The sequence below is a fragment of the Endozoicomonas sp. SCSIO W0465 genome (assembly GCF_023716865.1).
Taxonomy (GTDB): domain Bacteria; phylum Pseudomonadota; class Gammaproteobacteria; order Pseudomonadales; family Endozoicomonadaceae; genus Endozoicomonas.
On the sequence record NZ_CP092417.1, the window covers coordinates 1,884,420 to 1,897,444 of the forward strand.

The window sequence follows — 13,025 nt, forward strand, 5'->3', positions numbered from 1 at the left end:
TGTTCTTAGCTCATGGCTGTTCTTAGCTCACGGCTGCATATCCCTATTACTGCAGGGCGATGTCATCAGTGGCTGCTGATGAGTAATGCCATTGACTGGCTTTAGATAGCGTCGACGCCTGTCTCTCCGGTGCGGATCCGAATGGCCTGTTCCAGAGCGGTGACAAAAATCTTGCCGTCACCGATTTTGCCGGTATTGGCTGCCTTGGAAATGGCTTCAATCACCTGATCGAGCTGGTCATCTGAGATAGCCACTTCAATCTTGACCTTGGGCAGAAAGTCCACAACATACTCTGCACCGCGATACAGCTCGGTATGACCTTTCTGGCGACCAAAACCCTTGACCTCAGTTACAGTAATACCCTGAACGCCGATATCAGAAAGCGCTTCCCGCACGTCATCAAGTTTGAATGGCTTGATAATGGCTGATACTAACTTCATGCATTATTCTCCTGGCTTTACTTACTATTCATCCCGGAGGGGTGACCTGGATGCGATACTGCTTCCAAAGTCTACGCATTTCCCCTCGTGTTACAACTGCCTGTTTATTTCAAGGGCTAACAAAAGGAAGAACGGACCCCGCCAGTATTGGTTTCAGGCGATCCCGCCCGGCACTGATTAAATGGTCAACCTGTCTAAGCAGGTATTGTGCCAGTTTTTACCTATCCCCATAAATGGACATGATCGACGGTTACACGGATTCAAACGAGTCCCGAAACCAGCATACGCACCCCTTTGACGCACTAAATTGATGCACTAAAACCGATTGTCTCGCCCAACAGGTGCACCATAACAGTGCGCAATCACCAGGCCTCATAGCCTTCGTTGCAAACTTCTTTGCAAAAGAGTTGAACCGCAGCTAGGCCATAGCGGCTATAATCGCCCATGATAATCACATTTTTCATGGTATTTTCCCTGTTTATCTGGTTATTTTTTTGTGTTTGCTGGCGATTTAAAAGTCGTCAGCAAAAAAGTTATGGCCGTGTGGCAATACCTGAATTTTATTGCGGTGTTGCTACGCGCTCACTTGATCGAAGAATATAAACAGGTAGCTGCCATGAATCGTTCTAAAAAGCATCACCTACCAAGCGGTGGTTTTCGCAATAACGAGGCGATGCAAATGCATCATCGTTCGTTGCGGAACATCTTGAAATGGAAAATTACTGAGACCCTGCCGGAGACAGTCTCTATTCCGGTGGTGGACGATGATTATTCGGTATTTGAGCATTCCGATAAATCCCTGACGAGCTGGATTGGTCATGCCACCTTTTTGATTCGCCACCAGGGCATGAATATTATTACCGACCCGCATTTTTCTGAACGAGCGTCTCCCGTACAGTGGGCTGGTCCCAAGCGTTATTCTCCGCCGGCAATCGCTATTGATGCCTTACCCCATGTGGATGTGGTGGTGATTTCTCACGATCATTACGACCACCTGGACCGTAACTCGGTATTGGCGATTCAGAACAGGCAAAAAGACAATCCTCCCCTGTTTATGTTGCCCCTGGGTTTAGGCCAGTGGTTCAGCAAACAGGCTATCGATAATTGGGTCGAGCTGGACTGGTGGGAATCCCATACTCACCGTGGCTGGACTTATACGGCAGTACCTTGTCAGCACTTCAGTGGCCGTTCAATATTTCCGGACCGAACGCTCTGGTGCGGCTGGGTATTTGAAGCAACTGCTGAGTCATCTGAACCGGGCAAACGCTTTTATTTTGCCGGGGATACGGGCTACAGCTCGGATTTTAAAGCCATTGGTGAGCACTTCGGCTATATGGATATGGCCATGTTGCCGATTGGAGCCTATGAGCCCCGCTGGTTTATGAAAGAAATCCATGTCAATCCGGCAGAAGCCGTGCATATCCACAACGACGTTGGCTCCCGCTTATCGCTGGCGATGCACTGGGGCAGTTTTATGCTGACCAATGAGCCGATGTTGCAACCGCCGGAAGATCTGCAGGTCGCCAAACGGCAACAGGGTGTTGCTGATAACGACTTTATTGTGATCAAACCCGGAAAGATTATGGCTTTATTCGATGATGGATTGTGAAATAAGCAGGACTTTGTCCTTCGGCTCAGATGGTTTTGGCTCTGATAATGATAACCCGGGATTGAGCGTTTTTCTGTACGGGTTCTATCAGGACTTACTGCTATTGAGGTATCCTTCCCCTATCTCTGACTACCCGCCAAGCGATAACCATGATCGATAAAGCCGCCTTAATTAATACGATCGCCAGTAAAGCCGCTGACCTCTTTAATGGTGACAAAAGCCAGACCCGGGAAGATATCGAAAAAAATATCAAAGCACTGGTCGACAGTGCGCTGTCAAAACTGGAGCTGGTCACCCGTGATGAGTTTGATACTCAGGTTGCGGTTCTGAGACACACCCGCGAGCGTCTTGAAGCGTTGGAAAAAGCAGTGGAAGCCCTGAGGTCAGAACAAACATTGCTGCAAGACAGCAGCAACAACGACGACCAGCAAAACGCTGACAATTAATCACCGGTTCATACGCTGTGCCTGAAGCTTAAGGCAGGTGCAAACTGAACCGGCAACTCTCTCATAAGCTGCTATCTTTGATCGTTTGAGGTTGATTAATCGGTCAATAAAAAATGCCTTCAACGCTGGCCCAGGTTTACACTCGGGCAAATCAGGGCATACGTGCCCCATCGGTTTCAGTGGAAGTTCATCTTTCCCAGGGACTGCCCTGTTTAAATATTGTCGGTTTACCAGAAGCCGCTGTCCGGGAAAGCAAGGATCGTGTTCGCAGTGCCCTTATTAACAGTGGTTATGAATTTCCTGATGGCAGAATTACGGTCAACCTTGCCCCGGCAGACCTGCCAAAAGAAGGTGGACGTTTTGATCTGCCGATTGCGCTGGGCATTCTGGTGGCGTCAGGGCAGCTGCCGGGCAAGACTCTGGAAAGTAAAGAGTTCCTTGGTGAGCTGGCGCTTTCTGGTCACCTTCGTCCAGTCAGGGCGATTCTTCCTGCCTCGTTAGCCTGCAAAGCCATGAACAGGACGTTGATTCTTCCTGAACAAAATGCGTCTGTTGCTGCCATGGTCAGCAAGGTCACTATTATCGGCACACGAAGTCTTGCAGAAGTTTGCGCTTACCTGCAGGAAAAGACTGATATTGAACCGGCAAAACCAGACCCGCATGTTGGCAGGACAAATTATCCAGATCTGTCCGATGTACGAGGGCAGGAGCAAGCCAAACGAGCGTTGCTGATTGCAGCTACCGGTTGTCACCATCTGCTGCTTTTTGGTCCACCCGGTACCGGAAAAACCATGTTGGCCAGCCGTCTTCCCGGCTTGCTGCCTCCGCTGACAGAGACTGAAGCTCTTGATGTTGCCGCTATACACTCACTCACATCCAGCTCCATGGACACTATCTGGCAACGCCCTTTTCGCACACCTCACCACTCCTCTTCATCCGTTTCCCTGGTGGGAGGTGGCAGCATACCTCAACCGGGGGAGGTCTCTTTTGCACACCACGGCGTGCTCTTCCTGGATGAGATGCCAGAATTTGCCCGCGCTGCCCTGGAAATACTCAGGGAACCCCTGGAAAATGGCGAGGTGGTCATCACCCGGGCTAAAGGTCAGGAATGTTTTCCTGCCCGGTTCCAACTGGTAGGCGCAATGAATCCCTGTCCCTGTGGTTACCTGGGAGACAGCCAGCGAACCTGCCGATGTTCACCTGACCAGATCAGACGCTACCGAAACAAGCTATCCGGGCCATTACTGGATCGTATTGATCTTCAGATTGAAGTGCCATCGCAGACTATCCAAACCATTCTGGAGCCTGCTGTTCAGAACAACCATTCCAAAGAAACCGGTTCTGAAAAGCTCAGAGACATGGTCATCAAAGCCCGAAGAATACAGCAGGCAAGACAGGGAAAAATCAATTGCCAACTGTCATCCAGAGAGTTGTTTGAAGTATGCGCACTGGGTGAAAAGGAGAAAGGGCTGATCGCCAGAGCGTCGGAGCAACTGCACATCTCAACTCGTGGGCTGCATCGGGTTTTACGGGTGGCCAGAACCATTGCCGACCTGGCAGACAGCACCTCGGTGCTGAGCCCGCACTTGGGAGAAGCCCTGCAATATCGGCAACTGGATCGACAGTCTGTTGCATAAACTGGCTTCTGAATTTTAGATTGATCGGAGGTTTAAAAACCTACACCGTATTAACCACTTTTGTTTTTGGCTCTTTTCGGGTTACAGACTGCTCTGCAATGAAAATTGGCCAAAGGCCTTGATATACAATGCCTTCAGGAAACTGCTGGCTAAATATTGCCAAGCCCTGCCACAGGAGGATTCCAGCCTGATTTATGAAATCAGCAGTCTGCAATACGAAAAGAGCCTTGTTTTTTTATTCTCGGCATTATCACTGGGTTTCGAGTAGATGGAATACAGTGCAGCCGCACCAGCTACTAGCACTCCACCAAGCAGGAACCTTATGGATATTGGGGCAATGGTAAAAGGATTGGCGTCAACAACATCGACGACCTCAACGGAGGGAACTCCTGCCGGAGGCAGGTGAGCAGCTTGTGGCTGGATATTTTCATTACCAAGCGTGGTAGACGAGGTATCTGTAGAGAAGATAACTGAAGTGGAGGAGGCAACAGGATTTACTGCAATTGGGTTGTTGATAAAAGCGTCAGTAAATTCAACAACATCAACAGAGGGAGCTGTTGTTGGAGGCAGGTGAGCAGTGGATGGACGGATATACCCGTTATCAAGAGTGGTAGGCTGGGTATTTGTAGAGAAGATCATTGAAGCAGAGGTGTCCGGAGTGGAAGAGGCAACTGAAGAGCTATTAAAAGCCCCATAATCACATGCCTGTTCGAAGTGGATACCTGTAGCGTTACTCCCGATATTACTGACAGATGTCCAACAAATACTCGAACATTCCGGTGAATCAGGGTAGTGGTAAAATCCAAAGCGATCTGCACGGGAGGAGCCGCAGGCAACACCGGGAATACGCTCACTTGGAGGCCCCCCAAACCCCCCAATAAACAGCCCTCCTATGGCAGCAGCACCATTATTCCTTTTAGTACTCACTGAGCAGTTCCTTGACAGGGTATTTTTCGGGCCATCCCCGTCCCAGACATTTCCAGCGCCAATGCCTGCATACTCTGCCAGGGAGGCATCGGTAGTTATTCGACAATTGACCGCTTCAGTGTTTTCCACGGTGACGCCGGGGCGAGCTTCGCCAACGCCAACGGCAGCACAACCGGTTAAGGAAGCTTCAGCATGGAACCTGCTATCCAGTGCAGTGGTATTACTGATCTTGCTTTTGCCCCAGGCTACACCAACACCAGCGGCAGCCCACGCCTGAGTAGAATCATCACCACGGACGGTACTTTTTTCTACCGAATTGTCACACATCACAGCCAGGGTGTTTTCAATTCGAGCCTCGCTCCCTGCCTCTCCAGCCCCGATGGCAGAGGCCACTGCACTACCGGTTGAATGCAATTGGCAGCCCACTGCGCTTACTCCGTTAAGGACCGCACGCCCCATGGCATATCCCGTTCCAATGCCGATACTGGAATGCCATTCAGTTGAAGATACCTTACACTTTAACGCTTTTAAATTCTCGATACTCGCATCATTTGTCATTAATCCTGATCCGATAGCTGCTCTTGATTTACGACCGTAACTGGAGACCTTGGAATTAACTACATTAAGCGAAATGATTTTGGCTTTGTCCTCCATGCGACCTGTTCCGATAGCAACATCGGCATGATTATTCACCGTTTTGGCTGTGCTATTTTCGACCAGAGCATTCATTATTTGTGCGTTTTCTCCCATCCTGCAGGCAATAACACCAACGGACCGGTGTGGATCTTCTGAGGTAATGTCAGCGTGGCTAACCCGGATATTTCTGACCGTACTATTACCACGCATCTTTTCAAACAGGCAGTGTTTTGTACCGCTGATCTTATGTCCACCACCGTCATAGTCCCCTTGAAACGGATCCAAACGACAGCCGATGGGGTGGAGATGTTGAGCGTCATTCATATTTATGTCGCTGGTTTGTCGGTAATGGCCGTCCAATGGGAAGTTTGGATCTTTTCCGATTTTCCCCAGCGTTTCAGCATCGGCAACGGAAATCACCGCATTCGAGACAGCAGAAACGACCTCAATAGATGAACATAAAGTACCCACTGCGGCTGCCAGTGTACTTGCCATCGAACTGCCCGGAAGAGCCTGCGCCACAAGGTGACCGCCAAAGCGGATCATACCCGGAAAGTCTGCAGCAACGGGCATGGTCAGTCCAAACAATGGCTCAGACTTCACCGGTAAAGAACCTTCAGAAGAACCATAAGTGTGAAACGGAGAAAGCGAAGTACAAAATAATTTGGCCAGTTCAACATACTGCACAGACGAAAACCTTTGCCAACGACCGTTCGGCTCCTGATATTCGTTCACTGAATGTTCTGCAGACACCAGATCCGGATGGTTAACGGAATGAATAGTCATTACATGCATGAACTGCTCGCCTCGAGTGCTTTTAGCAAGTGTTTTATCGCCTTGTTTCGTTGTGAAAAATTTATATAGTTCATTTATGGCGTGGATATATTGGATTTTTTTCAAATAAAAATGATCACAATAATTAAAATAAGCTCAGTTCAGGTTAACCCGGATATTTCATAAACTGCCCCGAATCTCGCGCACGACCACATGGATGTGGGAGGTAGGGCGACGCAGGATGCCAAAGCCGAGGACTTTGTCGCTCTAAGGGATTTTGCGAAGGAGCGCCTTACCGGGGAGTACGGTCGACTGAGTAAAACTCCCTTAGAGCGGCAAAGGACAAGCGAGAGCGGGAGAAGGTTTATGAAATATCCGGGTTAAGTATTGGTACACTCTTCTAAGCCAGAAAAATCAAGAGACCACAGGAACTTCCACTATCACCACGGCAGCAGGCTGTCAGACTTCGGAGAAAAGGTTGGACCATCTTCAGTCACGACGCTGAAGTGGTTATTTCGTCAAGAGTGTCTCATGAAGCTTTTATACCCTGATGACCATATTAACAGTAAGAAAATAATACTGTTTTCTCGAAAACGCCAAAAAAAATCAAGAGCCAGTCATTATTTAACATTCCTATTAATTACCACGATTACAGCAAGTCTTTACGCTATTGAAGGAATGGAAGTCACCAATACTTATCAGCTGATACATGATCACTTATCAAAAATCCACTCGGCTAAGTTACCGTTAATGGTTGAATCAGCTAAACTCCCATAAAATCTACGTTGTAGGGGAGTGATATGCAATCTGAACTCTTCCAGAATTTTATTGATTCCATTTCAACATTAACCAGTGAACAGCGAGACATTCTTAACAACTCGCTCCTTAGTACTCAAATAGAGGTTACCGAGGTAGTAGAAACCACTGACTCTGAACCTGTTTACAGTGAATCTATACCCAATAACGATAATGCAACACCTGACGTAGAAAAGAGCATACTTGCCCAATTTGCCGAAAACCCCAGGTGCCCCAAATGCAAAAGCCATAGCGTTGGTCGCTGGGGCATACGAAATGGCCGACAGCGCTACCACTGCAAGACTTGCGACTCAACGTTTAACGCCTTTAGTGGAACGCCTTTGGCAAGGCTCAGGCACCCTGAAAAATGGAACAAGTACCTCGCAGGTATGACTCACTCTATGGTCTTGCGACCAGCTGCTGCTGAGAATGCCATTGACTTGAAAACTGCGTTCCGCTGGCGTCACCGCTTTCTTGAAGTGATTAATAATGATCAAGCAGAAGAGCTTTGTGGCATTACTGAGCTTGATGAAACATTTTTCCGTGAATCCTTCAAAGGGCAAAGAGAAGGCCTTACACGGCCAACCCGAAAGCGGGGTAATGATCCCAACAAAGCCCGAAAAGTCCCGGTAATGGTGGCTCGGGACCGTAATCGAAATACCGTTGACGGTGTATTAGAAAACGAAAGTGCTAATGAATTGTGCAGGCATTTAAATGGCCGCATATCGATACAGGCCACGGTCTGTGCGGATGCACACCTCGCTCACGAAAAACTTGCTGACAAGCTTGGATTTGTCTTCAAGGAGCTGGTGACATCAGCAGGTCAACATGTTGTTGAAGGCATCTACCACATCCAGACTGTAAATTCTTATCACAGTCATTTAAAACGCTGGATTGGCGGCGTATTCCAAGGGGTTGCAACTCGTTACCTTCCCCATTATCTGGCCTGGAGGCGAGAACTGACGGCAGCAAAAAAATTAACTGTTGGCCGGTTGATCAGCAGAATTACTGAACATTGGTGCTTCCAACCATTAACGGTAACTTAGCCAATCCACTCCGTAGATAAGTACAAGAATGCACTGAACTCTCGTAACCAGAAGCAGGAGTTGCCCGAAATTCTCCTGTCTCCGGGAGAAAGACGAAGCATTCTTTTGCAAAATTTCTCCCGAGTTCATAAAAAAGGCAGCGAGATAATAACGCCTCATGCCGTCAAGGATCTGCATATTCTCAGTGGGACCACGCAAAATCCCGGACATAGCCTTCTCAGCAATTTAGGCCCACCAATAACGGTCACTGGAGAGATAATGTTGGCAAACCTGCTGATATCTCCCATTACTGAAGTAGAAATCCTCCAACAACGCCAGAGAGCGCTTCAATATTTGTTGGATCACCCAAAAGTCATCTTTCAGATAGAGGAGCAACTCATCCGTTATGCTGCAGATGAAGATGGACTGATTGCCCTGCTTGACCCTTCCGATGCAGTTAACAGCCCCCATTTTGATGAGATCGATTACCAGACTTACATCCCCGGGCTCACCTCAGATGCATTCTATGAAGAGATTGCTCGTCGATTAAACGACACTATTAGCATTATGAGCACATTGAATGTTCCTATTGGCCTGATCGCATCCACGCTTCTTGGAAAATTTGACTCACAATACGGAATTATTCAGGGGCTTCTCAATTCAGCAATCAACCTGCCAACCAACATGAATAGGGTCATTTCCGAAATGCACCATCACTTTCAGGGGCTTCCACCACCGGTCAAAATTTTTACCCTCGGAAGCTTTGTGGTACTGCAAATGATCGCTATTTATCAATCCTATCGACTCTTTCAGGATAATCGGGCCGCCTATACTTTTGTCATGGAACGTAGTCGCAGACCCGGACGAGCGCTGGAAAGTGCCAGAGAGCTTAAACGACTGGCCCAGTATCACCCGGTTCTCGAAGATATTCTGGACCATTACAGCGGCTTTCTGAAGTTTCGAAATTCCACCCAGATTCAGGAAATAGTCACACTGCTAAAGGATGCTCCTGAGAAAACACCCGACGCACTCTCCTATCTATCTACCAATATTGGACGCTACAAGAGAAGCCTTATGCTGCTTCGGCGCAACCACATCCCATTAATCAGGATCATGCAGGCCGCAGGTGAAATTGATGCCTGGCTGACCGTTGCCAAGCTACTGAGGTCATCGTCTTACCGGAAAAATAATCCATTATGCTTTGCACAGTTTGAAGTATCAGCGCTACCGAATCTTGAACTCCGGGGCTTCTGGAACCCTCTGCTACACCCTGCCGCTGCTATTTCCAGTGACCTTACTGCCAGCCACGCTATAAGTAGTTAAAAGTTTGCTTATGGATATTTTGATCGTACTATCAGGCAGACAAAGAAAGAGATCCTTAATCTATTATAAGTGGGTCTTGAACTAAAACGTCCCCAACCTATGAAGTATGTCAATATCACTGATGAAGCTGTTGTATTAACTTTGAAATACGCCAAGCACTACGGCCCTCTGAGGTGTATCAGGGAAAGAGCTCATGGTCTTCTATTGAGTAATCGAGGCTTTACCCTTGAGCAAATTGCAGAAATCCTTGAGATTAAATATCAGACCGTTTCCCAATGGATTGATGATTGGGAGGACTATGGTATTCGTGCATTGTATAAGAAACATGGTGGTGGAAGATCTTGCATATATGATGAATCTGAAGTGCAACGCATAAAAGAGTTAGTAGCAGAAGAGCCTCGTCGTTTATCGTATGTAAAATCCAAAATTGAGGATGAGACCGGTAAATCCTCATCAAAACTTACTCTGGCCAACATCGTAAAAAAGTTAGGACTGGTTTACAAAAGACTCCGTAAATCGTGCAAACATAAACGGGACGAAGAGCATTTCCAGCGTTGTAAAACTGCACTGAAAGACGCCCAGGAAGCTGAGCGCAAAGGGTTAATAAACTTGTTTTATTTTGATGAGTCCGGATTTACTCAAGAACCTTGTGTGCCATATGGCTGGCAGGAAAAAGGAAAGCAGCTCAGAATTCCATCAGTCAAAAGTAAGCGCATCAACGTGCTGGGCTTTATGAATCGGAGCTGTGAGCTGTTTCATTACCCTGTTGTGGGCTCTGTGAATAGTGATACAGTGATTGCAGCCTTTGACGACTTCGCAGAGAAAATGGAGGATGAAAAATACAGTTCAAATGACCGCTACACCGTAGTTATGGTGGACAATGCCAGTATTCATACCAGCAAAAAGTTTCGTGACAGAATCGCTGACTGGACTCTTGAGAAAAAGTTACTGATCTGCTTTCTTCCAACATATTCACCTGAACTCAATCTGATTGAGATCCTGTGGAGGAAAGTAAAGTATGAATGGCTCAATCTATTGTCAATCAAGAGTTTCACGGAATTTGAAAAGGAAGTTGAACGAGTGTTCGCTTCATTTGGAGAGAGTCATATGATTTCGTTTGCAAATACTAAATAATCGTTCAGTCAATTTATCCGAAAGCAAATTATCAACTACTTAGCACCAGCCAGCATCATTATCACTGGCCCGAACGCGGCGGGAAAGTCCAATGCTATGGATGCCGCAGCGCTTAATGTCATCATGGCGCAAACACTGGGAATATCCCCGGCTGACACGTTTAAATTAACACCATTTTCCTTTATCCATACCCACACCGTCATTGAACCGGAAATGATTACTGGCGTTTCCAGTTTCAGCGCAGAGTCAAAACGAGCGATCAAGCTGCTGGAAAAATTACGCACATTGAAGACGGACCAGTTCAGCATTGTCTTGCTGGATGAAATTTTCAGCAATACCAGCCCAAAGGAAGGGGAGATTGGTGCACTTGCCTATATAAAAGCTATTGGCGATTTACCCGGGACGATTGGTATTTCTTCTACTCACTACGCCAGGCTGACATTACTGGCCGATCAGTTCCCGGATACGTTTCAAAATCTTCATGTCAGCGCTGACATCAACAGTGAAGGTCGCCTGCACTATGATTATGTCCTGAAACCCGGCTTCTCAACACAGAATGTTGCCTTCCATATTCTCAAAGAGGAAGGAATCCCGGAGGACGTTCTTGATATTCTCCAGGGCTTTCTTGATGCTTCCGGGGAGGTGTCCTCCCCCCTCTGATGACTTAATGCCGCTGTTTTCTGGGCCAGACCAGACTGAACCGGGCTCCTCCCAGAGGGCTGTGGCTAACCAGCGCCCGGCCCCCATGCCAGTACATAATGCGTCTGACGATTGAGAGCCCCAGACCATAGCCTCCTGACTTACGTGTTCTACTGTCATCCAGCCTGGAAAAAGCCGAAAAAACCCTTTCCCACTGCTCTTCAGGAATCCCTGCCCCATCATCATCGACATCAATACGACAGGTGTCCTGAGTGGAAGAAAAACGCACCTGAACTTTACTGTCAGCATAGCGGCAGGCATTGCCGACCAGGTTCTGTATTGCCCGATGAATATAGCGACGATCAATTTCTACAAAACGTCTGGGGTTCAGAACATTGCAGGGAATATGCTCTATTTCAACCCGATTCTGTGATCTGAGATGTTCGCCAACCACCTGGGCCACTACTTTATCAACATCATGACGTTTCAAACTGATGGTTGGAGTACCTTGTTCCAGGTTCGCATAGGTCAGAAACTCATCAACCAGATGATCCAGCTCCTGGATATCCTGATCCATTCCCTCTAGCTGGGCTTCCCGTTCTTCTTGTGTTCTGGCGTCAGCAATCAGATCGAGGCCGAAACGCAACCGTGCTACAGGAGTCCTTAATTCATGAGACACGCCACGAATCATCTCTTTCTGCAGGCTCAGCAGGCGTTGAATATGGTCAGCCATGGCATTAAATGCCATGGCGAGGCGACCGATCGAGTCAGCCCCCCCGACATTAACCCGTACCTCAAAGTCTCCCCGACTAAAGCGTGTAGCCGCTCTTTCCAGTTTCCGCAACCGCTTCTCCATGCCCCTGACCAGGATATAAATGGCCAGACTCAGGGAAACCAGGACGAAAAGACTCAGGGTCAGGATCAGTTTAAAGGGATAGGGGTTAAGCAATTTCAATGGACCAAGATGGAGTATCTGATCACTATCCTGCATTCGGGCATAGAGCTGGAGCGACTCATCTCTTATGTTCAACACCGTCACAATACTGCCCTGCTGCAACTGGGTGTTTTGCAGGGGGGGTAATGAAATATCTGAAGACTGGGCAATGGACACTGGGAAACCCAGCGACTCTGTGGATCGTTGGGCCAATACGGTAACTCGCTCATCCGGAGTATAGTGGCCAAGCAGGTGTCTGAGAAAAACAATGGTACCATTGGCCATTTGTTCTGATATCTCAGCCACACGTCCCTGCAACAACCACCGATCATCAATTAACGAGGTAATAACTGCTGCCTTTTCGGTCAGCATCTGAACATCAATACCCCCTTGAGAGAGCAGCTCAATTTCTTTGGGCGTAAAGTCGGATCGCTCCAACGGCAACATGGAAAAAGGAATCGACAGCTTTTGTCCCCACTCCCCCAGCCATTTCGGTCGTTGCGCTTCTGGCATTGATGCCAGTACTTCAGAGACCAGGCGAAAAGTACCCCGGGCCATATCTTCTCTGTACTCAGCCAGTCGAACACCATTAACAATAGTGACAACGATGCCGGAAAGCACTGAGACCAGAACCAGAGAAAACAGCAGGCCGCCATAGATTCGAAGAAAAATACTACTCATGACGTTGTGCAAGCAGCTTATTCAT

Annotated in this window: 10 protein-coding genes; 7 read left to right on the forward strand and 3 right to left on the reverse strand. The window is 47.9% G+C overall.

Annotation, left to right across the window (positions count from 1 at the left end):
• Positions 1-101 precede the first annotated feature (101 nt).
• Positions 102-440: a P-II family nitrogen regulator gene (gene glnK, locus MJO57_RS08115; protein ID WP_252024354.1), complete on the reverse strand. Its 339-nt coding sequence runs from the start codon at positions 438-440 to the stop codon at positions 102-104.
• Positions 441-936: 496 nt separating this feature from the next.
• On the opposite strand from glnK, the gene MJO57_RS08120 reads away from it, so the two are divergent.
• From MJO57_RS08120 to MJO57_RS08130, 3 genes are all read left to right on the forward strand, one after another.
• Positions 937-2,049, forward strand: a complete 1,113-nt coding sequence (locus MJO57_RS08120) for an MBL fold metallo-hydrolase (RefSeq protein WP_252024356.1) — start codon at positions 937-939, stop codon at positions 2,047-2,049.
• A 149-nt stretch (positions 2,050-2,198) separates the two neighbouring features.
• The gene (locus tag MJO57_RS08125; RefSeq protein WP_252024359.1) at positions 2,199-2,495 is read left to right on the forward strand and encodes an accessory factor UbiK family protein; all 297 of its coding nucleotides are present in this window, start codon (positions 2,199-2,201) and stop codon (positions 2,493-2,495) included.
• A 113-nt stretch (positions 2,496-2,608) separates the two neighbouring features.
• Complete coding sequence (locus MJO57_RS08130; RefSeq protein WP_252024362.1) at positions 2,609-4,132, forward strand: YifB family Mg chelatase-like AAA ATPase; 1,524 nt, start codon at positions 2,609-2,611, stop codon at positions 4,130-4,132.
• Positions 4,133-4,324: 192 nt separating this feature from the next.
• Here the strand turns inward: MJO57_RS08130 and MJO57_RS08135 are convergent, their stop codons facing one another.
• Complete coding sequence (locus MJO57_RS08135; protein ID WP_252024364.1) at positions 4,325-6,595, reverse strand: hypothetical protein; 2,271 nt, start codon at positions 6,593-6,595, stop codon at positions 4,325-4,327.
• A 674-nt stretch (positions 6,596-7,269) separates the two neighbouring features.
• On the opposite strand from MJO57_RS08135, the gene MJO57_RS08140 reads away from it, so the two are divergent.
• The 4 genes from MJO57_RS08140 (at position 7,270) to MJO57_RS08155 (ending at position 11,406) form a co-directional block, all read left to right on the forward strand.
• Positions 7,270-8,310 carry an IS1595 family transposase gene (locus MJO57_RS08140; RefSeq protein WP_252024367.1) on the forward strand — a complete coding sequence of 347 codons (1,041 nt, stop codon included), beginning with the start codon at positions 7,270-7,272 and terminating at the stop codon, positions 8,308-8,310.
• 60 nt (positions 8,311-8,370) lie between these two features.
• Entirely contained in the window at positions 8,371-9,612 is a 1,242-nt protein-coding gene (locus MJO57_RS08145) for a hypothetical protein (protein ID WP_252024370.1), read from the forward strand.
• A gap of 69 nt (positions 9,613-9,681) precedes the next feature.
• Positions 9,682-10,746 (forward strand): IS630 family transposase, encoded by a 1,065-nt coding sequence (locus tag MJO57_RS08150; RefSeq protein WP_252018707.1) that lies wholly within the window; start codon positions 9,682-9,684, stop codon positions 10,744-10,746.
• Between the two features lie 60 nt (positions 10,747-10,806).
• Positions 10,807-11,406, forward strand: coding sequence for a hypothetical protein (locus MJO57_RS08155; protein WP_256493334.1), 600 nt, complete (start codon positions 10,807-10,809; stop codon positions 11,404-11,406).
• 4 nt (positions 11,407-11,410) lie between these two features.
• Here the strand turns inward: MJO57_RS08155 and MJO57_RS08160 are convergent, their stop codons facing one another.
• Entirely contained in the window at positions 11,411-13,000 is a 1,590-nt protein-coding gene (locus MJO57_RS08160; RefSeq protein ID WP_252024376.1) for an ATP-binding protein, read from the reverse strand.
• Positions 13,001-13,025 lie beyond the last annotated feature (25 nt).